This window comes from Bradyrhizobium sp. MI1.10 (assembly GCF_055811035.1).
This window is the reverse complement of record NZ_JBVVPN010000061.1, coordinates 1-23,031: the sequence shown is the minus strand read 5'-3', so window position 1 is coordinate 23,031 and position 23,031 is coordinate 1. Positions and strand designations below refer to the sequence as shown.

Genomic DNA, 23,031 nt, shown 5'->3' with positions numbered 1-23,031 from the left:
TCGAGAATACGGGATCGCGTGTCCGTGGCTCCATTGCCAGCAGGGCACGAACGCGGTTTGTAATGCTATCGCTGCGGAGTAAATCTAGGTGCTTCTTGAGCGCCTCGTGATCGCCAATCAATGCGGAAATCGCGGCGTGGGATCCTTCGTGACGAGTGCGATCCTTTGCGCGGTAACAATCACGTCGGCGGCACGATTCTGAAATAGGCGCTTTCAGCACTCGTAGCTGTGGGCAGTAAGCATCTTGCGAGACGCTGCGAGCAGAGGATATGCCAGGAATGCTATGGCGCGGACGGAAGACGCCTTCGAGAAGGGCAAGGCCGACGGCGCGAAAGCGGCTCCTGCGGTTATCGCCGCCGCGGCTCGCGATTGGTCGGCGACGCCCGCCAATAGCCCCTCGCCAGGTGGTGCGAAGGCTCTGATGATCCGCTTGCGCGTTGTATCACAGGCGTGTAGCACTCACTCAGGCAAGAGACGTGAACAGCGCGTCTTTTCAATAGGTTACTGCCTTGGCAGGCGGAGGTTTCGATCCCTCCTGCTCCTCCAAACCAATATGGTTACAGGATTGTTTTTCAAACGCTTTTCCAATGATCGTCGGCTGCCTCACATCAAAACCACGGTTGTAAGCTACGTTTGTATCCGCCCGCTGAAGGATCCCTTGCCCAATGAGGCGTGTTGAAGAGCGCGCCGAACCTGACATCGCAGACAGGTCCACTCACGCGGGCCGCGTGAGGCGCAGCCCGCGTCAGATTCCGAAAGGCCGCCTTTTTACCGGATCAAGTCATGCTGACCGTCGGACCGTCATGGCTTCATTGCGCCCTGCGCGCTTGTGTAGACTGCGTACAGAGACGTCGAACCGCAGATGTAAAGTCTATTTCGTTGCTGGCCGCCGAAGCAAAGATTGGCGACGGTTTCCGGAATGTGGATCTTACCTAGCAGTTCGCCCCCTGGCGTATAGCAGCGCACCCCGTCCTCGGTCGGATCGCCCCAACCGACGGAGCACCAGACACGACCCTCGGTGTCACAGCGTAAGCCGTCGGTAATGCTGGGCTTGGGCATTTCCGCAAAGACCTTGCTGTTCGACGCCTTTCCAGCGGCGACATCAAGGTCGAACACCCGGATGTGAGAGGGATTGTCGGGCCCGTCGGTGAAACCGGTGTCGATCACATAGAGCTTCTTCTCGTCGGGCGCGAACGGTAATCCCGTTCGGCTCGACGAAATCATCGGCGATCACCTTGATGTCCCCTGATTTAGGATTGACGCGGTACACGTTGTGCTTTTCCTGCTCGGGCTCGGCCTTGATGCCCTCATAGAAGCCGCCGATGCCGTAGGCCGGATCGGTGAACCAGATCGCACCATCGGACGTGACAACCGCGTCGTTTGGCGAGTTCAACCTCTTGCCATTGTACTTGTCAGCAATGATTGTGATCGAACCGTCCAATTCAGTCCTGGTAACGCGTCGGCCAGAATGCTCGCAGGTGATCAAACGGCCCTCGCGATCGATGGTGTTACCGTTCGAGTTCATGGATGGCTGGCGGAACACGCTGACGTGACCGTCGTCTTCCGAGAAGCGCATGATGCGGTTGTTTGGAATATCGCTGAACAGGACATAGCGGCCAGCCGGGAAGTAGACCGGCCCCTCGGCCCATCGAAATCCCGTTGCGACGCGTTCTACCGCCATCGTTCCGGCGAACGCCGGAAAGTCAGCCGGCCCGAACGTGGCCTTGCCCTTCTTCATGGATTCCAGGTGAGCATCCGGGTAGCGGCTTCCCGATAGCGGCCCCAATGGCAACGGCTCGGTCGACCTGGTTGGAGCGCCCGTTTGACCGAATGGCGCTACGCTCGCAGCCGAAGCCATTTTCACGGTTGCTGCCATTGTCGCGGCTGCTGTTGTGGTGAGAAACGCGCGTCTGTTCATCATCACCTCCCTGTTGCATTGACAATTTTTGCGAGACGCTGATCGGCGATCCGAACTGCTTGCCAAGCAGTGCTGTCGTTCGGACATCGCAAATTGTAGCACGAGAAAGATGGGCCAAGAAGTCGAGCAGTGCGCTGAGCGTGAAGAAGGCAATCCTTGGCGAATGGGGCGCATCTCGCTGTGCGCACCCGCCCCGAGATCGATCGCGTAGGGATGAGATGAGCCAAACGGGTTCAAAAAAAGCCCCAGCTCCCGGGTCGGGGAAACTGGGGTCTAGCCTCTCGCTTCGGCCGGCAAGGGGACCGCCGGCACCGACATGCTAGTTCCTCCAGGGGCTCCAGGGGAGTCACGATCAGGTGTGGTTGATCACAAGCATTACGGTGTGCGTGGCCGAATGAACCCGCGCGAAAGATATGGCTGGTTCCGAAGAAATGCGATGCTTGTCTCTATGCTCCGCAGCGGATCAGTTGAAACATCCTGTTCGACGAGAACATGTCTCACGCCGCTCTGGCGCGCAGCTTCGAGTATGCTGGCAAAGTCGATCGTGCCGCGACCTAGTTCGGTGGTCGAACCATCTTTTGCCATGTCCTTGAGATGAACCAGTGGAAACCGCGATGGATTTGCCCTCAAGACGCGCGCAGAATCGAGATTTCCTTTGGTTGCCCAATAAACATCGAGCTCGAACTTGACCAAGCGCTCGTCCGTGCGCCTCAGCAAAACATCATACGGCTGGATGCCACCGGGCAGGGCAGCAAACTCGAAGTCGTGATTATGATAGGCGAGGGTCAAGTTCGACCGCGACGCTAATTGACCAATCGTATTCAGATTATCGCAGATCCGCTTCCAATCATCGGTGGTCTTCCGTACCGACGGATCCAACCATGGACAAACGACAAACCGACTGCCGAGCAAATGAGCGATCTCGAACGATGGTTGGGCATTGTCCCGCAGACTGGGGTAGTCGATATGCAGTGATGGGGCAGTGAGACCCAGGCCTAGCAGGAGCTTACGGGTGTGGCTGACGTCTGAGCCGAGAATGCCGGCAAACTCCACCTCGCTGTAGCCGAGAATGGCAACTCTCCTCAGGGTCCCCTCAAAATCGACCTTCAGCAGGTCACGAACTGTGTAGAGCTGCAGGCCAATTTTCCGCACCTCTCCACCGAATGTCGAATCGATTGTCATCATCGCCCCAGCCGCGATGAATCCTAAAACAGCTCGCCTGCTGAGTTCCGCCGGCATACTGGGCTATCTTGGCGCTTGTAGGACGACACCGTAGCGCTCGTATATCCGATTGATCGTACCGTCGGTTCGCAGCCGGTCCAGGGCTCCGTCGATAGCTTCACGCAACTGGTCATCCGGGCGCACCATGCCAACAGCAACATTCCAGTTAAGGTTCGCCTCGTTCTCATCGAGTTCGAGAATGCGTACCGCCTTGTCCGGATGCGTCACATTGAAATAGCTGGCCGTCGTCGGGGTGACCGCTGCCGCATCAATCTCATGATTGGCAAGAGCCTCTAGGCTGTCGACCTCGAAACCAAACGTCGACGTGGGCACGTGGCGCTGACCGAGGGTCATGGCCGCCATAGATCCGACCAGGACACCAACTTTCGAGTGCTCATCGAGACTCTTGAAGGAGGTGAGTTTGCTTCCATGAGGAACTGCCAGCGCAACACCTGTGCGATAATACGCCTTCGATATCCTCAGATTGGTCTCGCCCTGCGCCTCGCGGTCGGCGATGATGTCGAGCACGATGTCGCAGCCCGCGCTCCGCATCTGGTATTGAGTGATGATCCAGTCTGACCTCAGTGAGACACCAAGCTCGCGCGCGAACGCGTTGCCCAACTCGATTTGAAATCCGGGAGGGTCACCGGCCTTGTTGGCGAAAGGAAGCGAGTTGGGGTGGGCGCATAGTCCAAGCACACCGGAGTTGCGGATCGCGTCGAGAGAACGAGCCTGCGCAATACTGGTTAGTTCCAGCAGGGCGCCGACCACGAGGGCTAAATAAGTTTTCATGAAACCCCTGTGTAGATCAATGTCGCCTAGCCTTCATGTGGCTTCAGGGCGCGGATGTATTTCATGATTTCGTCGATTTGCGCATCGCTGAACGTCACGCCGAAAGCCGGCATCGCGCCTTCCTTGCCGTTCTTGATGCGGTTGCGGATGAAGTCGTCATCTCGCTTGCTATCCATGAGCTGCGGCCCCTTGCCGGCAGCGCGACCGCCGTCGGAGTGACACCAACCACAGGTGGTCGCGAACAACTGCCCGACATCGAGTTGTTGGTTATCCGGAGCGCCCGGAGTAGGTTGCTGCGCGCGAGAGGGCAAGCTGGCAATCGTAAGGAGCGCGGCCAGTGTCGAGGTCGACAACGTCATGATCTTCCAAGCCAATCGCATACCGGCCAACCCTACCGCTCAGGGATCCAATTTGCGCCGAGCTTCGTTAGCTCCGCTTTGACAAAGGGAGCGGCGTCACGCCGCTCCCTCCCGGCGTCACGAGCATTATTTCAGACTGTAAACGATGAGCGCGCCGTCGTCGCGAGGCATGCTCTTGTAGACGCCGCCGAAGGTCGGCGCGTAGTCATCCGACGCCATGCCTCCGAAGCCGGCGACGACCGCGATGTACTGCTTACCATTGACGGCGTAGCTGATGATGCCGCCTTGGTGGCCGGTGCCGTCGCCGTGGCTCCACAATTCGGCACCGGAATCGGCATCGTACGCATGGACCGTGCCGCGCGAGTCCGGGACGAATACCAGATTGCCTCCAGTGGACAATACGCTTCCGAGCGGCGGCTCGGGGAAGCGCACTTCCCACTTCTTGGCGCCGGTGATGGGATCGCGCGCATCCAGATGGCCATAGATCTCACCGCCGGGCGGCGGAGCGATCTTGAAGTCGGCTCCGATGTTGAGTTGGGCCTGAGGAGCAACGATCGGAGTCGTCTTCTGAACTTCGAGCGTCATGCACCATTCCTGGCCGAGCTTGTAATAGAGGCCTGTCTTCGGGTTATACGATCCGGAATTCCAGCTCACCCCACCAGATATGTGAGGGCACAATGGTTCGGAAGCCTTCCCGGCGGAGAAGTCGCGGCGACCGATTAGCTCACCCGTCTTGGGATCGATATCCTTGACGAAATTGCTGTTCTGCGTGATCCGCCATACGTTTTTGACGGCGAGGTTGCGGTCGTAAACGAAGATATATCCGCTCTTGTTCGGATGGACGATGTACTTCTGGCCATCGCGATCGAGCATCACAAACTCGCCGACCGCGCTATCAAAGTCCCAGGCGTCGTGAGGTAGCTCCTGATGATAGGACTTCAGCTTGCCGGTGTCGATATCGAGCGCAAGCACTGAGGTGGTGTAGAGATTGTCTCCGGGACGCGCCCCTTGCGTCTTGTAATCGGCTCCCGACCAGTCGTAGAGCGGAGCCGGGTTTGCAGTCCCCCACAGAATTGTGTTTGTCTCGCCGTCGTAGGTGCCAGGCATCCAGCCGCCGCCGCCGCCGGTCCGCCACGAGTCATTGCCCCAGGTCTTTATGACGTCGTCGGTGCCGGCAACCGTCAGGAATTCCCATTTCTTCTTGCCGGTTGCTGCATCAACACCGAAGATCGGACCCCGGCCCGGCCATTCGCCGCCTTGCGCGCCGATCACCACTGTGCCCTTGGCGTAAAGCGGCGCTCCGGTGAAACCAACGGTCAGCTTTTGGGAATCGATCAGCTTGGTGTCCCACATGACCTTTCCGGTCTTCATGTCGAGCGCGATGAGGCGGCCATCCATGGTTCCGACATAGACCTTCCCCTCGCCGATGGCGGCACCGCGATTATAGGGGGAGTGGGTCTGCCGCGCGATCAGGGCCTCGTCCAACTCGGGGAAGTAAGACCAGATCACCTCACCGGTAGCGCCGTTCAGTGCAAACGTGCGGCTGTAGGACCCAGTGTAGTAGAGTACCCCGTCGGCCGCGAGAGGCATCGATTGCAGCCCTCGCGTGGAACGTCCCGGAATATGGATCCAGGCAACGCCCAGATTGCTTACGTTACTGGGATTGATCTGTGCTAGCGGGCTGTAGTGATACGACTTGTATGAGCCATGATAGGTCAGCCAATCGTTCTGACCGGCGGATTCAATCCGGGCCGTGTCCACGGATTGCGCAAACGCCCCTGACGCCATGAGCGTCACACCAATAACAACAACAGGGAAACAAGAATAACGCCACTGCTTCTTCATGTAGAGTTCCTCCCGCGTTTTTACATTTGTGGACTGAGTAGCCGCCTCCGAGGAGTTTCGCCGTTCAAAGCGGCGCTTCTTCGCCACCACATATCAGGTGCCGCACACTTCCTCTCGCTCTTCTCACAAGTAGCTACGCTGACCGGACTGGCTCTGGTGCACCAACCCACTCGCAGAGTACGCGGGATCACGTCTTGTGCAACGATGGAATTCCCACGCGGCACGGCTAGTGAATGTCAGCGCCTCTTACCGAAGTCTACCCTGTCTTGCGGCTGGGGAGCCGCCTCGGCGAAAAAAACCCCCGTTGAGCGGGGGAGTACCAGGTCAGCACTTTTACCGGCGCGATTGGATCGCTAGCAGTCGGGCATTCCTGCTGGGCGCGAGGAAGCATTGGCATTGGCGCTCGTACCGGAAGAAGCAGCGGAAGAAGTGCCAGAGCTTGACCCGGGTGATGTTGTTGAGCCGATAGTGGTATTTCCGGATGGTCCAGTTGCGGTGGCGCCGCTTACGTCCCGAACCACCTTATTAGCCACGTCCCAGCATTGTTTGAGATCGTGACCACTCGACCCACCCGTCGAAGTTCCTTGAGCGTTTGCGAATGCACCGATAGCCAACAATGCGGCGCTGATCGGCACTCCTAGATAAATCTTCCTCATTGATGGAATCTCCTCTTGTATGCCGGCAAGAGTGCCGACGCCTCTTAATGCGGGTGCAACATCCAACGTTCCCTCCAGATGCAAGCATCAAGCGAGCAACGAACTTGTCGCGCGGCACACCACATTAGCGACTTCGAGGAACTCGCGGCATGGAGCACATTTAACCTGGACGTGGCGGACGCTTTGTTGCGCCCAGGAGGAGGCTCGCGGAGCGTTCTCGAGTGCTTCTGTCGATAATCCCCAAACTTCGGAAGTTAGAGGATATCCACTCCTCCAAACTGTGGGCGCTAAACCCTCGCGAAGATGTTCACTTTTCGCAAGCCTTGGACGGTTCTAGAAATAAGCTACGGTAATGAACTACGGTAACTCGGCCAAATCGCAATACGTGATGCCACTATGGGCATCCGCCGGCAAGGATGTGAACCTCTTCGTCCTGCTGGGCTCTCGCGACTTCGACAGGCATAGTGTCCTTTTCGCACGCCTCGCGCCGCTCAACTGCGAATACTTTCTGCACACGCCGGTTTCAATTGCTAGCTTCTAAAATCGTCCTTGCAGTCGCTCTTCGTCGCGTTCGTGCTCGGAAGGTCGATCCCTCGCGGATTTAAGAGAGCTGCCATCCTGCACGCAGGATGCAAGTGCAATCAAGATTTCAGGCCTCGCTCGGCGTCACCGATCTCGCAATTTCGCCGACGTGAACGGGCGGGGAGCAGTTGGATCATCGCGGCCAGCTGGGCTCAGGCCATGGCATGTAAAGACGCAGCCCTGCGGAGAAAGGGCATCGATGAGCTGCAGCGGCGCCCTCTCATGCTGTGACATACCGGCCGGCACGATCAAGACCTACAAGGCCGGCACGTAGGGCAGGGGGTTCCGGCTAATCGTAGAAGCACGGTCCGGCCTTGCAGAGCTTGGGAGCTAGTTAGACGGGCAGCCGAAGCCAAAGGTCGTTGCTAGACAGCATACCGGCCGGCGTGGCTATCTCCAAATCGACGACGCGAAATGAGCCGGGCTGATCATCATGCAGGTAACGAAGATGCCAGACCGGGCCAAGTTCTGGTGTAATGGCGAAGTCATCTAAGGCACTCGCGACGTATCGAACGGCATCGCGATGTGCTATCGGCGCGGAGAACATCGTGTCGATCAGCGTGGCGAGGCTCATACCTTCCTGGAGCATGGTTCGCGCGACTTCGTCTCCGTGGACGAGCCTAAGGGCCGATATGAGGGCCGCGATAGCGTCAGGGTTCTTTAGAGACACGGCAAATTCGTTTCAGGCCAAAAGCCGGACTATTGACGTACGGGCGCGTGGGCGGCGGTTGCGTGCTTTCGCAGGGCAATGCACGTCTGCTACAACACCTCAGCACGAACTTGAGCAACGCCACGATTTGTAATCCCCAAGCTGCGCGCGGCCGCCAGCGAGAGGTCGAGGACGCGGCCACGGACCCATGGTCCGCGGTCGGTGATACGAACGACCACCGACTTATTCGTCTCAAGATCAGTGACGCGGACTCTCGTGCCGAACGGCAGACGGCGGTGCGCCGCGGTTAGTAGATTCCGATCAAACGATGAACCGCTCGCTGTCTTGCCTTTGGAATAGGAATAGTAGGAGGCTTTTCCGGAAATGAATCGATTGAAGGATTGAGCCCCTGAACGATCTTTCAAGGGCTCTTGTCCGTTCGGAGACCGCGCTTGCGGCTCCTCCTTCTTTGTCTGATCGAGTCCTTCAGGAGCGGGCTCCGCGTGAGCCTTTGGAACGATGGACCATCTGTCATTGAATGTTTGCCCGACGGCAGGGGTTGCGTGAAGCCCCGTCCAAGTTGAGACCGCTGCAATCATTATCATTCCAGAAAGCGGACGCATGATCGACCTCGCTACAAATCACAAAACAGAGAAACAATGCAAACTCATAACGCACGTTCCGGCACATCCCCGATTCATATGTAGAAAGGTGATGTACTACCCATGGCGGAACGTAGACGCAGCGCAGCAAGCAGATAGCTCGCTGCAACGCACCACGTTAACGGCATCAGTTCTAGAGCTCTCTGGCGAAGCGAGCGTCAACACCGCCTGTACGTGCAGGGATTCAATCAGTGGCGTGAATGTCCTCGCCCTGATTATAGACACGAGGAGGACATTGAACGGACCGCCACAGTTTGGTGGGGCGAGAGGCCGCGACCCACCTAAGACGCTCCGTACGTTGCCTGCCATGGCTCGATGTTCAGTGGGCCGCTGGTCACTATAATGGCGCCGACCTGTGGGGTTGCCTCAAGGCGCAGGGATTTAGCCCGGTGCGAATCGTTGCCGAATGGGGACACGCCGTTGGCGTGCCGAAATGTCCAATGCTCAGAGCCTGCAGCGCGTACCGTCCGCGAGACCTATCGCGCGCTGATGACCAATGGCCGCGATACGCTATGCAAGGCATTCCTCTCCTGGTGGAAGCTCGAGAAATCATAGCCGGTTTCCGTGCGATGATCCGCAAGAAGGCTCACGGAGAGCTTGAATCATCGTTGGAACGAGCATGCGCAAGCCTAGTCGTGTCTTTCGCCAACGGCGTCATCAAGGACAAGGCCCCCGTCAGCGCAGCGATTACCGACGTCCTGGTCCAACGGACAGACCGAAGACCAGATCGGCAAACTCCAAACTGGGTTAAGCCCCAATGCCGGGGCATGGAAGGAGTAAAGCTTCCAGCCGCGCTGGCGCTGCTGCTGCGAGCGGATTTGCGCGGCCTCAGGCGGAAGGGACCGCGATGGATGCTCGTGGCGCTTCAGACCGCTGGAATTTTGAACGAGATGTTCAATTGGTTCAGAGAGGTGGCCAAACATTGGCCGGAGAGACGCAGATCACTAGAAGTAGTGGCGTAGACGGCACATCCAAATTGACTTTCATTGAGGCGATTAAGCCTAACGCTCGGTCCAATCCGTGCCATGCGCGATAGCAGCCGGCACGCGTTTGTCCGCGGATACGTCCTGCTCTCTTGCGAGGCAGCAAAGGATGGGGAACGGCGGATGCGCTCGCTCTAACGCAAGCTGGCGATTTTAAAGCATAGGGTCGCTATTAATTAAAATATAGAAACGAAAAAGAAATTAAATGTTGATAAATATTTGAAATTGAATAATGTGAGAGTGCCTGGCGCCGGACGAACGCGTCTGGCTACCGAGAAACGGCTCCCGCATCCCGCCCCTGCTTACGCCATGAGGTGTGAGGGGCCGTTTCTTGGCCGATGCTGAGGCGGATCATGCTACGCATGGCTGACTTGTTTCTCGTCCTATGACAGCAGCGGTGTTACTGGTTGAAATCGCAATTTTTATTGTTCTCGTGATGCTTTAACTGACGCGAGAAACTGAAAGTAGATGAGAAGCGGCACGCGATCGCGCATGATCGTCTCAGTCAGCTCGCCGCCCGTCGTACGGTCGGCGGGTTTTTATGTTGTGGAAGTGGAAAAATGACCCGCTGGTCACACCGGCCTTTTCGTCATTGCTCACGAGCTTTGGCCGCATGCCCGCCAGTTTCATGTAAGCAAGCCGTCGCCAGATCAGGTTCACAAGGGCTGTGAATGCATTTAGCCGCTCGAGGCGGACTTCAGCGCGGGTGCAAAGCGTTCGGAGAATGTTGCGGCCTTGCCATCCCGGGCTGCAGAAAGGGCCGCCGAGATAATCGTTGAACACCTCACGAATGCGATCGGCAGTAAGGCCGCACCGAAAATAGTTTCCGCATATTACCCTCCTCGAGAGGACGTCAATGCCGTTCAGTTTTGGAGGGCGTTGTTTCAGCGTCATTCCGTGTGAGGCTCGAAACGGTTTCGTGCACGCGGTCGTGACGCAAGCTGGAGTTACGGCGGCAGGACCTGCGTTGTGCGCCGCGCAACAACATATGCTCCGAAAAGACCGATGGCGGAGAGACGGCCCCGGCTTCAGGGTTGGCTCTTGAGGTACGCCGGGGCCGCACCGCCAGCTTGGGCGAGCTAGCGAGACAGCAACGGCGCCGTGAGGACACGGGTTCCTCGCCGCGCAGGTCAGGCGAGGTTTAATTGGCACAATGTAATCCGCCGCGCTTTATTTTCGTTTCTACCCTGCGGCAAGCCACAATGCCTCTGACACTGCGGATGATCGGCCTGGATGATTACACGGTTCACGAGGACCGGCAGCTAGTCGGGCGCATCCGCTACGCCAACGAACGCTCCCCGGGGTTCTGGTTGTGGACGTGCATCGTGACGCTTCCCGGTCCGCCGTTCGGGGAAGCTGGCTCGCTCGATGAAGCGAAGGGGCGATTCATGGTCGCATGGGAGAATTTCAAGGCGAAGCATACGGCGGAAGAGTTGGGGAAGGCCTTCGCTGAGATGAACCGCGCCAACCGACAAGACCATTATCTGCGCTCAGTGCGTTAGCGCGTCGCATTTGATTGCAACAAAATTCGCCGGTTCACACTGACGGCCATTTCCAAGCCGACGAGTTCGTCCCGACTGTGTACGCGCCCAGCAGTGAGATTGCCCCGGCTTCAAGGGGGACTTTTGGGTGGCCGGAGCCGCTCCGCCAGCTCCGCGGGGAGCCGGCAAGATTCTCAAGCTCCCTATTGAGGTGTTCGTTCCCTGCTGGTCCATCGTTGGAAATTCACGGGAGGCGCCGGTTCACGTTGGCTGCCTTCCTCATGTGGGCAACATGACGCCTGTCCCAGTATAAGCGGTCATTTTTAAACTAAGTCCTAAGTTGGCGGGCTTTTCGTTTTTATCAGCTTCTGTCATGTTGCCACGGTCATTTTTCAGGAGAGACGCGCGTGGCAACAGGTATTGTGAAGTGGTTCAACGCGACCAAAGGCTATGGCTTCATTCAGCCCGACGACGGCGGGAAGGACGTCTTTGTCCACATATCAGCAGTGGAGAAGGCTGGCTTCAGTGGTTTGGCAGAAGGTGCAAAGGTGAGCTACGAGATCGTGAGCGATCGGGGCAAGCAGTCCGCAGGTAATCTGAGACTGTAGGCGTGGCTGGGACAGGGCCCGCCGGTTCGCGCCGGCGGGCCGGGCGCGTTGATCACGTGTATCGAAATTGAGTACACGCTTTGGTGCTGCGATCTTCGGCGCTTTCACCGCTCCAGTTCCTTGATGGCGTCCTTTAGCAGTTCGAGAAGCCGGATTTCACATGCCCCCATGACGAACTGATCGGCGTCGTCAGGCACGACAATCTGCCCCTGCACGTGTCCATCATGGGAGTGGATGATGAAGTCTCGGGCCTTGCACGCTTCGTTGCGGACGTTCGTTATCGCCTCAAGCGGACCCTATTCAATTCTGACAGCCATTGCTAACCCTCGCTCTTGGGGGAACGCGCGTGAGCTACTGCGGGTCATGAGAGTTGAGGAGCGGCAAAGTCGGCAGATCGATCGGCTCGCCTGGAGGTCGATCAACTCTGTTCGCTTTCTTTCCGCTGACGAGGACACCAATATAGCCGGCGCCCAGCAGCAGGGCCCCTGCGATCATCAGCCAGTGCGGGAATGCCAAGGACATGGTCGCTGGCCTCAAAAAGCGCTCACGGGCGCCGGTAGGACAAACCTATTCAACCATTTCGTGATTGAAGAAGTCAAATATTTAATATATGCATTAACTATTTAATTGTGAAATATTAAGAGCGCGGGGTGCACGATGCCCTCGATAGAGTCTATGCACTTCAGCAGCACAGGGCCTTCCGACCAGCACCCCTATGATCGCGAGCCGGGCGCGCCTCCTGCGTGGCGTCCTTCGGCAAGAGGGCCAATCGACGCCGAGCCCGAGGCCGCAAATGACACCGCGGGCGAATGGCCTCTGCTACCGTTTCCTGATGGCTCGTGCGCCACCTGCTGAGCTGTGACGCGGCGTCTCCACGCGTCATCGGAGTGAGGGCCCCGGCTTGAGGGAGTTTGGGTACGCCGGGGCCGCTCCGCCAGCTTGGGCGAGCTAGCGCGAATTAAATATCCGCGCGCCTTTCTGTTCCTTCAAAGCGTCAACCCGTGGCTCACGTCTCTGCCGGCTGTGTGCAATGGCGCGAAAGGGCTTCGCCTTGCAATTGTGCCGATCGTCTGGTGTAATGCTCAGATTGTCGAGATGTTTTTGCGGTCTTATTATTTTGAGGTCGTGATGAGTATTTCTGATCGTATCCCCTATGCCGCTATCGCCTTGCATCAACGTGTCGCCTTTCTAGAACATCAGATTGCAGAATTGGGCGTGTTGCGACACCGATTAATGCAAGCTGAGTTGCGACGCTACCGGTTAAGGTCGAGCCGGCGAGCTTCCGAAAAATCGCACACTCGCCGTCACGGTAGATAACCTTCCGCGCTCAACCGACAAAGAGTTGCCGGCTCCCGCTTGTAAGCCCAGGCTATGGGAACACGTGAGTCGGGGGATTCATGGAACGGAAGCCGTTTGAGAGCATGTCGGTTGAAGAGCTGTGGCAACTCCACACAGTCGTTAATGACATTCTTGCCGTGAGGCTCGTGGCCAAGAAGCAAGAGCTGGAGCGACGGCTTGGCCTGCTCAGCCGAGAAGACAAGACTCCTCGCAGCTAAGCATTGAGAGAGAGATATAAGGAAGGTGCCCCTCAGTTGCGCCTTTCTGCCGGCGGATTCTCTTTTGCCGACGGATGAAGAGGCAAAAGATCGAGAAGAGAAATTCTAGATGCTCATCGGCCCGTCTCAGCAGCCCGATTTATTGTGATATGGCAGCCAACATCAGAGCGGCTTTGAGGCGAATTTCGTCCCGTGTAGCCCGCCAGGAAGGCTGCACCGAAGGTCTCGCCTTCGCCCTACTCCGCAGGAGAGGTGACGCCCTGCGCTATGAGCGGCGGCAACCGGCCGCAACCTTCGCTGTGGATCCAATAACGACAGATGCAGTCGGCTCACTGAGAGGACGCGCCCGATCAGCTGTGGCAGATGGAGTTCAAGGGCCACATGCCCCTTGCCAGCGGGAGGCGTTGTCATCCACTGACCATGGTCGACGATCACTCGCGCTATGCTGTGTGTCTGAAGGCATGCGTCAACGAGCAGCGTTCCGCCGTGCGGGGGCATCTGACCGATACCTTTCGCCGCAACGGCCTGCCGGAGACCTTCTACATCGACAATGGCTCCCCCTGGGGCGATACGTCCGGTGTTCGCTGCAGAGCGGGCTCGCTGTCGTTCAAACCGGCATTGGTCAGGCCGCCCCCGATATAGCTTGTCGCGTCGCACGGATGCGCATGCACGATGGGCCGGCGGTCGGCGGCAGTGCCGACGCTCGGTCCTCGTGCTGCGGATTCAGGTGCGGATCTCCTAGGCACGGGGCCGACTATCTGCGGGACGGCGCGAGAGACGGCCCCGGCTTCAGGGGGCTTTTGGGTCGGCCGGGGCCGAGCCGCCAGCTCAGGGCGGCGAGCCAGCAAATCTTCAAGCAACATCCCGTGCGGGGGCTTCTAAGGAGCGCGGTGCAACCCAAATTCCTAGCAGTCGTCGTCCAGGCATGACATGATGATCCATATTTGCGTTTCGGAGGGAAAGCCCGATGCGCCTTGTTTTGCCTTATCTCGGGATTTGTCTTTGCGCGTCACTCGCGGCGTGGTTGTCCTTCACGCTGCTCTATTGACCGAGCAAATCATCGCCAGGTGTCAGCAGCCGCACGTAGGTACCGCTCTCGTGCAGGTCGAGCCAGCCGCGTTCGACGGCATACTTGATGCCGGCACCGAACTCTGTGCCGCTTCTCTTGAGCATGTAGAGGAAAGGAGCCGCTTCTATTTTTTTAGGAGCAATCCCATCTCTCGCGCCATCCGCTTCACCGATCCGGTATGCCGCCCGAGGACTGCCGCAATTTCCGACGCGGCGCGCCGACGTGCCATCGCGGCAAGCCTCTTTCGCTCTCGGTCCACTGCTTTGGCTTGGATGATTTCATTTCGAGATCATCCGGCTGGCTCGACGAAATCGATATTGGGAAATTTCCGGGTGGCAACCCTTGACGGCTTGGTGCAGGCCGGAGTCTGATCACCGGCAGGGGGCGACATCAGCACGACATCAACGATCTCGCGCGCATGGAGCGCATCTGCCTGGATTTGGCGGAGGAGAGCAGGGTGCCCAGAGAGGCCGGCGCATTGCGCGAGATGGCGGAAAACTACGGTCGAGAGGCTGCGAAACTGATCGTGGCTAGGACCGTAGATTGCCCGCGACGGGAACGAAAAAAAACGAGCGATTTCAGCAAGGTTGACAAGACACCCCTGGTCCCGAACGCGCCGACGCGTCCAGCGCTTTGCCGACAACCTCAGGGTTGCTGCAGGGGTAATTTTGTCGGCACTGATAAGCTTTGGGCGCAAAGCTTATCAGTTGGAGACACTACGCTAAGCCGATGCGTCAAGGCGGCAGTTACGGTGACGATCACCTCGCGGCCGGCAACTCCTGCGTAAGCTAGCCGAATATCGCGCTGAGCGCTCTAGCGCGGATCGATGTCGGGCTTCGTAGGCGGATCGGAGGTTGTCGCGACCGACTTGGAAGTTCGTCGTGCGGGGACTTTACTCCAGCCGGTCGCGTGAACGCAACGCGGCACCTCGTGAGCGGGCCGTTTGGGCCGGCATCGTCGCCGACGCCTCAGCGGATCATGGTCTTCCGCTCCGCTCCGTCTCGCCTGGGTACCACTTCGAACGCCGAAGCCAAACGGCGCGGCTGGAGCAGGACAGCGAACTCTTCGAGCGGTAAGGGCCGAGAAAAAAGATAACCTTGCGCCATGGTCGCGCCGTTTTCGGCCGCGAACTGAAGGTCTTCGGCCGTTTCAACGCCTTCGACGACCGTTTCGAACCCCAATTCGTCCGCAAGTCCGAGCGCCAGACGAAGGATCGTCTGCTTTTCGCGGTCGTCGGCGACACCTGTTACGAGCGTACGATCGAGCTTCACGGCGTCGAAGGGGAGCCTCGCCATGGTCGAAAGATTCGAATAGCCGGCTCCGAAATCGTCCATTGCGAACCGTATGCCCAATTGCCTGAGCAGGCTTATTCTCTCGCGCACGACGTCAGGATTGCGCATCGCGACCGACTCTGTGATCTCGATCTCGAGCTTTGGCGGCGGGAAGTCGGCCTCGCGAACGGCCGTGATGATATCCCTGATGAACAGCGGGTCTTCGATTTCCGTCGCTGCGACATTTACGGCGAGCACGAGATTCGAGCCGGCTCGGATCAAGCCCCCGATTTCGGCGAGCGCGCGCCTCAGCACGAAGCGGTCGATCTCCATGATGAGGCCGATCTCTTCCGCGATCTTGATGAAGCGCGCAGGAGGAATGTCGCCCTCCTTCGGGTGATGCCAGCGCGCCAGCGCCTCCACCCCTAGGATGCGTCCATCCCTGCAGGACACCTTGGGCTGGTAATGGACGACGAGCTCTTCATTGCGGATCGCCAAAGCGAGGTCGGTTTCGAGCGCATGGCGCGCACGCGCGATCTCTGCGAGATCCGGAGTGAAGAACGCGCAGGTATTGCGTCCCGAACTCTTCGCGACGTACATCGCAAGGTCGGCACGGATCAGGAGATCGTCATAGGTTGTGCCGTGGGTAGGACAGATCGCAATGCCGATGCTGACGCCGATGGTCGCATGGTTGCTCTGGAGCTTGAAGGAAACCTGCAGCGTCTCGATCATCTCGCGGGCACTGAGGCTCGCGGCTGCGACCGTCTTCATACCAGCGATGATGGCGACGAACTCGTCGCCCCCGACCCGGGCGAGCAGACATTTGCCGGCAGCGCCTTTGGACGTCAGCAAATTGCTCAAGCGCTCGGCCACCATCCTGAGCAGTTCGTCGCCAGCCTTGTGCCCGAAAGTGTCGTTGATGGATTTGAAGCCATCCAGGTCGAGGAAGAACAGCGCTGCGCCCTCTTCCGCGTCGATGAGCGCCGGCGCATCGATGCGCATCTTCTCCCGATTGGGAATGCGGCTCACCGTGTCGTAGAAAGCGAGCTGACGAATTCTTCGCGTGCTGGCCCGCAAATGCGTCAGCATTTGCTCGAATGCGAGGCCAAGGCCGCGGACCTCACCGAGGCCCGTTGCGCGGAATTGAACGTCGAGATTGCCACCCGCGATTTCCTGGGCGGTCTTGGCCAGCGCTGAAAGTCCTTTCGTGAGGTGCCTCACGGCGGCCAATAGCGCGACGACCAAGGCACCGAGCGCCAGCGCCGCGGATGCCAGGAACTGCCACATCAGCGAACGCGTGTGGGATGCGCCGATCTGGAACATCTGATCGCGTGTCGTCGTCACCAGCGATGCGCTCGCAAACGTGCACACCTTGAGCGTCGCCTCGTAATCGACACAGCGCGCGACGTAGTTGCCGTCATCCGAGCGCTGCAGCCCGGCCAAACGCGTCCTGGCGCCGCTGAATCTCGCCCCTTGAGGCCCCGCGGAAGACACGATCTCGCTGTCACCCGTGATAATGACCACGCCGGCATTGGCCAGCGAGGTGAAGTTCTCGAGAGTCCGTTCCGTGCGGCCGAGCGGTCGGATCGCGGCAAGCGCGCCGACGAGGTCGCCAAAGTCGTCAAACACGGGCTCGATCGCGGTGTGCGCGATGGTTTGGCGCTGCGGCAGTCCGAGCGCCGACAACTCACCCAATTTGAGCTCATAAGTGCCTTCCTCACCCTGCGGGTGCGAGCGGCTATTGTCCTTGAGGATCGGGTTGAGATTGATAGAGAGAGCGGTACCTTCGAACGCCTGGTTCAGCGCGAGTAGGTCGAGGGACGTGTTGGCGCCGATCACGCGACCGCTTCCGTCGAAGGCGATCAGCCTTTCGAAGCCGGAGGTCGAAGCTACGATGCTGAGCAGCTCGCGGATGGTCACATCGTTGTTCGAGGCGACGGCCTTGGCGACATCGGCGCGCTGAGCGATCTGACGCAGGCGAGATGCGGTTTCTGCGCCTAGGGCCTCGATTCGCGCTCGCGCCAACTGCGCCTCGCCGTCGAGGCGATGAGCGAGCTGGTCTTCCGAGAGTTCACCCAGTGCCGCAGCCTGGTGCCTCAGTTGCTGCTGCAGGCGTAGCGCCGTCGAGCCACCGATGAGGCCGAGCCCGAGGACGCCGGTCGCGAGCACGACGGCAACAAGGCGCATGGCGATAGACAAGGGGAAGCTCGGAATTCCGGACGCAACAGCCCGACGACGCCAGCGGGGTGGCGCCCTCGATGCCTTTTCCGAATCCGTATCAATCGCCGCCACCGCCAGCACCCTGAACTTGCGGGGCCGGTCAATGTCGCTCGCTGAGGCCCCTGAGCGTGTTCCAGGGCGACATTAGGCGAGCGAAGCATTCAATATCGTCTATTTACCGGCTATTTGTGGGTGAGTAATTAACAATCGGTTTTTCGAAACCATCAAATTTTGCGCTTCTGTCCGCCACAGTTGATTCCGAATGGACGGCGTTGCGACAACAGATGGTTTAGGTTTCTTTGCCAGATTGCGCACCTCGTGGTTCGAAGGGGTCTGCCATGGCATTTTCGAGGATAACGGCGGCAATTCTGGGCCTCTGCCTTGCGGGGGTGAATGCCGCTGGCGCCGAAACACCCAGGCTCGACATCGTCGGGACTGGAGATGGCATCGATGTCCTGCGCGTCATCGCGATGAGCTTCATGCAGCAGGAAGGATCGGCACGGATCGAGGTCCCGCCGAGCATCGGTTCTGGCGGAGGCATCGCGGCCGTGGGGTCCGGCAAGGCGATCTTGGGGCGCGTCGCACGCCGGCTGACCGACGCCGAAGCGGCTTCCGGCATCGTCTACAAGGCGATCGCCCGCCTGCCATCGGCTTTCATCGTCCATCCCGCCTGTGGGGTGAGTGCCGTTACAAGCGATCAGCTCGCTGCGATCTATTCGGGCCGCCTCGCGAATTGGAAGGAGCTGGGCGGCGCCGATTTGCGCATCCGCGTCGTGCGGCGCGAGGACCAGGACAGCACTCTCACCGTACTGCGGGCCAGCATGCCCGGCTGGCATGATCTCGAGATCACCGAGAAATCGAAGACGGCGACCACCACACAGGAAGCGATCGAGACGGTTCGCGACGTTCAAGGCGCGATCGGCTTCGGCCCGTTCTCGCGGCCGTTGGAACAAGGGCTCACAGTGCTTCGCGTGGATGGTCACTACCCGACCGACGCGGACTATCCCTCGAGCGTGGTGCTGGCGCTGATCTATTTGAGGACGTTGCAGGATCCGGACGCCTTGGCCTTTCTACGCTTTGCCGATACGCAGAAGGCGGCCGACCTCATCACCAGCCTCGGTAGTCTACCCGTCAAGCCGTGAGCCGCCGGCGCTGCTGAGCTCCGCGTCGGCTCACAGACCGGGGCGATGAGGCTGCTCCCGGCTTCGCCATAGACGGGTGACCTTGTCCATCAGCGATGAGGTTTGCGAGCTCGGCAGGAAGGGATCGGCGTAGCATTGCGCATTGGCCGAGCGCGCCTTGTTCTTCACGGTATCGACGAGACCAACGGGGCCGGCGACGTAGACCGTATCCTCCAGCCCGAGCAAGGGGAGGTAGTGCGACGGGCGCCCGGGCCTGATCGGCAGGGTGGATCCGATCTCCGTCGTCGCAATGACGTCGCGGACACCGTCGTCGATCAGCCACTGCAACGAGGGAAGCATATAGAGGTTATCGGCATCCCGGCTGCCGGCGACGACCACCATCTCGCGGTTGCGCTGGGTCGAGCGCGCCGAGCGGGCCAGCGCCCAGATCGGGGCCCAGCCTGCTCCGCCGGCGACCAGCACGAGCGGCCCCTGGCCCTGTCGCAGATAGGCTTGTCCGAACGGGCCTTGCACATGCGCCGCATGGCCGGGCCTGATGGCCTTGCCGAACTGCCCCGACACGGTGCCGTCAGGCTGGCGCCGGATGTGGAAGACGAGTTCGGCTTGCTTGAAGGAACCATCGAGTCTGAAGGTCGGGCTGAACTCGCGCGCAGGATAGCCGGAAAACTTGACGCGCACATATTGGCCCGGCCGAAACTCGAGGGGCGCTGAGGTCGTCAGCACGACTTCGGCGATCTCTGGCGAGAGCTCGTTGATCTCGGTCACGGCGCACGCCCGCTTCATCGGCAGCGGCAATTCTTCGAATTCGATCTCTGCATCGCCAGCGACCGCGGCCTGGCAGGCGAGCACAGTACGGCCGTGGCCCGAGCCGCCGTCATCGACCGAACCCGACACTACCGTCACCCGGCAGCTCTGGCATTGTCCCGATCTGCAGTCGTGCGGAATCAGGATCGAGCCGCCGAGCGCCGCATCGATCAGGCTTTCGCCGGAGCGGGCTTCGACGAGCTTGCCGTTGAGGACGAGCCGACAATGCCTCGTCATCGCGAGGCCTCCGGGCGCCGCGAATTTCCGCGAGCAGACCGCTGCTCGCCGCGCCAGAATGCGATGCGAGGATGAGGGCGAAACCATGCTTCAGCGCAGTGACGCCGTGGTGCCCTCCGGTCGAGCTCGCGGCCGCCCGTGAGGTGGCTATTTCTCCGTGACGACAAGCACCGGGCGGTTATGGGTCGCATGCCGCGTCTGTGCATGGTCGAAAACAGCGACCCACATGTAGAGATCGCGGGCTGGCACGAAGGCCTTGTCATATCTGCCATCGCTTTTCATGTTGCGCGTCAGCTCGAGCGTCCAATGTCCGTTGCTCCATTTTGAAACGCCGGTGACATTGGCCCGCTCTCCTTCGGTGTCGCCGGCAATAATCACGCCAGGCAAGATCGTGCCAACGGGAATCCTCGCGTCGGCCTCTGGAGCGTAGGGTTCGCTCTCCCGGTCGAACATGTACCAGCGGCCGTTTTCGTCGTCGCTGCTGTCGGGATTGAGATCGAATTTGCCGAGCGCTGCGACCTGCGCCGTCCAGTCCTTGGGAAGCCGCAGAACCGTCACGGGCCCCTTGTCGTCCCTGTGGATGAACTTGAAATTATACGAATAAAGAGAGCGACCTGGCTTGTTCCAATAGCCGCCTTGGTAGCGGGCATCGTAATTTTGCTCGTCCAGGGTCGGGGCGTAGGGCGGGCCGATATATTGGCTGTCGACACGGCCGAGCATGCCCCCGCGCGACGCCTTCCACTGCCACATGTCTATGTAGCTGCCATCCGTCGTGAAGTGGAAGCCCCGGCCGTTGATCGGCATCGGTTTGCCGGGCAGCGGGTTGGCGCCGAGATCCGTCGCGCCTGCGCCGCCGAGCGATGGGTTATCCGAGAAAATAACCGCCAGTTTGTCCTCGTAGAAGTCGACGGCGTCTTGCAGGCCCGCACGCTCGTCGAGGACGTGCCAGCCGTCCTCCTTCTTGATGATCGGAATGCGGCGCAGGGAGCGGGTGGGATCTTCCCAGCGGAAGGCGAAATAGATCTTCTGCCCGTCGTGCAGGGCGCGCACCTCCACGAGCGATTCGCCCGATCCGCTGAGATTGGCACCCTGCTGGGCGCGGATGAAGACCGGGCGCGCGCGCGACCAGGCGGGATCGCCCATGGCGCCATCCAGCTTGGGCGCGTCGCTCACCCGCGCGATGACGAGCGTATCGCGCGTCGCCCAGTCGAGCCCGGCGACGCCGCACGCGATTGCCACCCCGATTGCCGCGGCGACGAGAAGAGGCCGCGGCCGCACGGCCTTCGTGATCGCGAGCGGGGTGGGCCGAAACACGCGGAAAATCTGCGGCCACCCGCCATAGAGATAATGCGCGGCGACATGCGCGAAGATATAGACTAGCGAAACGAAGGCGGCGGTCGAGTGGAGATAAGCCCACCAGCCGCCATAGCCGAGATACATCATGACGCCCGTCGCCGTGAGCAAGATCACGAGCGCATAGACGAACCAGTGCAGGATGACGTTGACAGCTCCCCATTTGAGGCGAGCCGGAGCGCGCATCGCGAGAATCCGCGTCTTTTTGGGGCTGTTGCGCTCGACGAGGCCGCTGCGCGCGAGGTAGGCGACGTAGGCCGACCCGCAGAAGAAGACGGCGAGTCCGGCGAGCAAATGCCAGGAGAAGATCTCGCCCTGTGGCAGGACGGGAGCGAGCCATTTCGAGAAGGGGGCGTGCAGCGCGTCCGCTGCGATGCGTAGGCCGGTAACGAGGCTGACGACGAACGCGAGGGCGGTCGCCCAATGGAGCGTTATCGTCCCGACATCCGTGCGTGGCGGGCCATCGTGAGGCTTTGTTTGAGCGAGGCTTCTCTCGGTCAAGGCGTCGGCGTTCGTTCGAGCGGTGTCATTTTTCATTGCGTAAAGCTTACCCTGGTCAACCGGCAGAGCCACAGCGTCCGGTTCTCGCTCTCCCGGAAAAGCGGACAGCTGCGAATAAACTACCTCCGCGATATCATAAGCAAGTTGTCAAGTCTGGCGAGATCGCTCTTTTGGCGACAATTCGTCCCCAGTTGGCTGTCCTCTGGACATTCGAGAAGGCGCGAGCATCGCGAGGTCCGTGGGATTTCTGGCGGGCAGTTTTGCTCCCCCTTGGGGACACCCTGCTGGCGAAGGCAATCAGGCGAAGCATTGGGGATTTGGCGAGATGGACGTGGTCGCCGAAGCAGCCAAGACGGCGGGTGGCTAGACCATGTCCATCATAGCCTCGGCAGAAACCGTTGACCTACACCAAGCCAGACGGAGAGACGTGGATGACCGCGACATGGGATGAAGCCAAGGGCCTACAGCGTCCTCTTGCAGACGGTGCGCTGCGAATCGTGGCACGAGGGGTGAAAGAGGATCGAACTGCTGCATGAAACACACAGAGGCACGTCCCTACGCACGAGAACTCCTTGAACTCGCCGCAGGCGTGCAGCCGATCAACGACCGCATCCACATCGAGAAGATCAATTATCCCTTCCTCTATACACTCAAAGGAAAAGGTACCGGGTTCGGCGCCGGCATCAGGTGCGCTGTTGAAAAGGGTTGGCTCGAGCTGCACGAAAGTGGGACTTACGTGCGGCTGCTGACGGCTGTCGAACGGGCTGCTCAGTCAATAGATCAGCGTGAATGACAACCACGTCGCCAGTGACGCGCAGAGACCAATTCCGAGATAAGGCAATGCAAGGCGCATCGGGCTTTCCCTCCGAAACGCAATTAAGAATCATCATGTCATGCTTGGACGACGACTGCTAGGAATCTTTGGGTGCAGTCCGCGCGCCTTAGGACCCGGCGCCCGTGGAAAGTTTAATTTCGCTGGTTCGATTGAGCCGGCGGAGCGGCCCCGGCATTAACACCGGCGCCCAAGCCGGGGGCGGCAATGCCCACACATCACTCACGGGCGTTATGCTCAGGATGTAGAGGCCCTCATCCAAGGGTAACAGAGCGAGTTCACGAGCGCGG

16 protein-coding genes and 3 pseudogenes are annotated in these 23,031 nt (G+C 59.6%); 7 read left to right on the top strand and 12 right to left on the bottom strand.

Going from position 1 to position 23,031, the window contains the following annotated elements:
- Positions 1-801 precede the first annotated feature (801 nt).
- The 8 genes and pseudogenes from AC0L3K_RS36390 to AC0L3K_RS36355 all read right to left on the bottom strand — a co-directional run bounded on the left by AC0L3K_RS36390 (position 802) and on the right by AC0L3K_RS36355 (position 10,561).
- Positions 802-1,738: pseudogene (locus AC0L3K_RS36390) on the bottom strand (SMP-30/gluconolactonase/LRE family protein).
- 555 nt (positions 1,739-2,293) lie between these two features.
- Positions 2,294-3,157 carry a sugar phosphate isomerase/epimerase family protein gene (locus tag AC0L3K_RS36385; protein ID WP_473367861.1) on the bottom strand — a complete coding sequence of 288 codons (864 nt, stop codon included), beginning with the start codon at positions 3,155-3,157 and terminating at the stop codon, positions 2,294-2,296.
- Positions 3,158-3,163: 6 nt separating this feature from the next.
- Positions 3,164-3,931: a substrate-binding periplasmic protein gene (locus AC0L3K_RS36380; protein ID WP_473255705.1), complete on the bottom strand. Its 768-nt coding sequence runs from the start codon at positions 3,929-3,931 to the stop codon at positions 3,164-3,166.
- Positions 3,932-3,957: 26 nt separating this feature from the next.
- On the bottom strand, positions 3,958-4,290 hold the full coding sequence (locus tag AC0L3K_RS36375; protein ID WP_009859258.1) for a c-type cytochrome: 333 nt from the start codon (positions 4,288-4,290) through the stop codon (positions 3,958-3,960).
- 126 nt (positions 4,291-4,416) lie between these two features.
- Positions 4,417-6,135 (bottom strand): outer membrane protein assembly factor BamB family protein, encoded by a 1,719-nt coding sequence (locus AC0L3K_RS36370; RefSeq protein ID WP_473367860.1) that lies wholly within the window; start codon positions 6,133-6,135, stop codon positions 4,417-4,419.
- Between the two features lie 1,572 nt (positions 6,136-7,707).
- Positions 7,708-7,947 (bottom strand): hypothetical protein, encoded by a 240-nt coding sequence (locus AC0L3K_RS36365; RefSeq protein WP_473367859.1) that lies wholly within the window; start codon positions 7,945-7,947, stop codon positions 7,708-7,710.
- A 185-nt stretch (positions 7,948-8,132) separates the two neighbouring features.
- Positions 8,133-8,447 (bottom strand): septal ring lytic transglycosylase RlpA family protein, encoded by a 315-nt coding sequence (locus AC0L3K_RS36360; protein ID WP_311985810.1) that lies wholly within the window; start codon positions 8,445-8,447, stop codon positions 8,133-8,135.
- Between the two features lie 1,721 nt (positions 8,448-10,168).
- Positions 10,169-10,561: a hypothetical protein gene (locus AC0L3K_RS36355; protein ID WP_354129115.1), complete on the bottom strand. Its 393-nt coding sequence runs from the start codon at positions 10,559-10,561 to the stop codon at positions 10,169-10,171.
- A 308-nt stretch (positions 10,562-10,869) separates the two neighbouring features.
- Between AC0L3K_RS36355 and AC0L3K_RS36350 the strand changes: the two genes are divergently transcribed.
- Positions 10,870-11,169, top strand: a complete 300-nt coding sequence (locus AC0L3K_RS36350; protein ID WP_219681330.1) for a hypothetical protein — start codon at positions 10,870-10,872, stop codon at positions 11,167-11,169.
- A 386-nt stretch (positions 11,170-11,555) separates the two neighbouring features.
- Positions 11,556-11,756, top strand: a complete 201-nt coding sequence (locus AC0L3K_RS36345; protein WP_007601715.1) for a cold-shock protein — start codon at positions 11,556-11,558, stop codon at positions 11,754-11,756.
- 351 nt (positions 11,757-12,107) lie between these two features.
- Here the strand turns inward: AC0L3K_RS36345 and AC0L3K_RS36340 are convergent, their stop codons facing one another.
- Complete coding sequence (locus AC0L3K_RS36340; RefSeq protein ID WP_473367858.1) at positions 12,108-12,278, bottom strand: hypothetical protein; 171 nt, start codon at positions 12,276-12,278, stop codon at positions 12,108-12,110.
- Positions 12,279-13,648: 1,370 nt separating this feature from the next.
- Here AC0L3K_RS36340 and AC0L3K_RS36335 point away from each other — a divergent pair.
- Together AC0L3K_RS36335 and AC0L3K_RS36330 are read left to right on the top strand one after the other, a co-directional pair.
- Positions 13,649-13,885 (top strand): annotated as a pseudogene (locus tag AC0L3K_RS36335) (DDE-type integrase/transposase/recombinase); the annotation flags it as partial.
- Between the two features lie 357 nt (positions 13,886-14,242).
- The gene (locus AC0L3K_RS36330) at positions 14,243-14,752 is read left to right on the top strand and encodes a hypothetical protein (RefSeq protein WP_219681331.1); all 510 of its coding nucleotides are present in this window, start codon (positions 14,243-14,245) and stop codon (positions 14,750-14,752) included.
- A gap of 597 nt (positions 14,753-15,349) precedes the next feature.
- Here the strand turns inward: AC0L3K_RS36330 and AC0L3K_RS36325 are convergent.
- Positions 15,350-17,851 (bottom strand): bifunctional diguanylate cyclase/phosphodiesterase, encoded by a 2,502-nt coding sequence (locus tag AC0L3K_RS36325; RefSeq protein ID WP_473367857.1) that lies wholly within the window; start codon positions 17,849-17,851, stop codon positions 15,350-15,352.
- A gap of 359 nt (positions 17,852-18,210) precedes the next feature.
- On the opposite strand from AC0L3K_RS36325, the gene AC0L3K_RS36320 reads away from it, so the two are divergent.
- Positions 18,211-19,014 carry a PstS family phosphate ABC transporter substrate-binding protein gene (locus tag AC0L3K_RS36320; protein ID WP_354171668.1) on the top strand — a complete coding sequence of 268 codons (804 nt, stop codon included), beginning with the start codon at positions 18,211-18,213 and terminating at the stop codon, positions 19,012-19,014.
- A 30-nt stretch (positions 19,015-19,044) separates the two neighbouring features.
- Here AC0L3K_RS36320 and AC0L3K_RS36315 read toward each other — a convergent pair whose 3' ends face one another.
- A complete protein-coding gene (locus tag AC0L3K_RS36315) occupies positions 19,045-20,055 on the bottom strand; it encodes a 2Fe-2S iron-sulfur cluster-binding protein (RefSeq protein WP_473367856.1) in 1,011 nt (336 codons plus the stop codon).
- Positions 20,056-20,202: 147 nt separating this feature from the next.
- Entirely contained in the window at positions 20,203-21,909 is a 1,707-nt protein-coding gene (locus AC0L3K_RS36310) for an ethylbenzene dehydrogenase-related protein (RefSeq protein ID WP_354129117.1), read from the bottom strand.
- Between the two features lie 404 nt (positions 21,910-22,313).
- Here AC0L3K_RS36310 and AC0L3K_RS36305 point away from each other — a divergent pair.
- A pseudogene (locus AC0L3K_RS36305) lies at positions 22,314-22,445 on the top strand (SOS response-associated peptidase); the annotation flags it as partial.
- The gene (locus AC0L3K_RS36300) at positions 22,442-22,702 is read left to right on the top strand and encodes a hypothetical protein (RefSeq protein ID WP_007601725.1); all 261 of its coding nucleotides are present in this window, start codon (positions 22,442-22,444) and stop codon (positions 22,700-22,702) included. The pseudogene AC0L3K_RS36305 and the gene AC0L3K_RS36300, both read left to right, overlap by 4 nt.
- Positions 22,703-23,031: the final 329 nt, after the last annotated feature.

Excerpts from the sequence above, each read along its gene's own strand:
- AC0L3K_RS36385 (WP_473367861.1), bottom strand. The coding sequence starts at position 3,157 with ATGCCGGCGGAACTCAGCAGGCGAGCTGTTTTAGGATTCATCGCGGCT.
- AC0L3K_RS36380 (WP_473255705.1), bottom strand. The coding sequence starts at position 3,931 with ATGAAAACTTATTTAGCCCTCGTGGTCGGCGCCCTGCTGGAACTAACC.
- AC0L3K_RS36375 (WP_009859258.1), bottom strand. The coding sequence starts at position 4,290 with ATGACGTTGTCGACCTCGACACTGGCCGCGCTCCTTACGATTGCCAGC.
- AC0L3K_RS36370 (WP_473367860.1), bottom strand. The coding sequence starts at position 6,135 with ATGAAGAAGCAGTGGCGTTATTCTTGTTTCCCTGTTGTTGTTATTGGT.
- AC0L3K_RS36365 (WP_473367859.1), bottom strand. The coding sequence starts at position 7,947 with ATGAGCCTCGCCACGCTGATCGACACGATGTTCTCCGCGCCGATAGCA.
- AC0L3K_RS36355 (WP_354129115.1), bottom strand. The coding sequence starts at position 10,561 with ATGACGCTGAAACAACGCCCTCCAAAACTGAACGGCATTGACGTCCTC.
- AC0L3K_RS36350 (WP_219681330.1), top strand. The coding sequence starts at position 10,870 with ATGCCTCTGACACTGCGGATGATCGGCCTGGATGATTACACGGTTCAC.
- AC0L3K_RS36340 (WP_473367858.1), bottom strand. The coding sequence starts at position 12,278 with ATGTCCTTGGCATTCCCGCACTGGCTGATGATCGCAGGGGCCCTGCTG.
- AC0L3K_RS36330 (WP_219681331.1), top strand. The coding sequence starts at position 14,243 with ATGATGATCCATATTTGCGTTTCGGAGGGAAAGCCCGATGCGCCTTGT.
- AC0L3K_RS36320 (WP_354171668.1), top strand. The coding sequence starts at position 18,211 with ATGGCATTTTCGAGGATAACGGCGGCAATTCTGGGCCTCTGCCTTGCG.
- AC0L3K_RS36315 (WP_473367856.1), bottom strand. The coding sequence starts at position 20,055 with ATGACGAGGCATTGTCGGCTCGTCCTCAACGGCAAGCTCGTCGAAGCC.
- AC0L3K_RS36300 (WP_007601725.1), top strand. The coding sequence starts at position 22,442 with ATGAAACACACAGAGGCACGTCCCTACGCACGAGAACTCCTTGAACTC.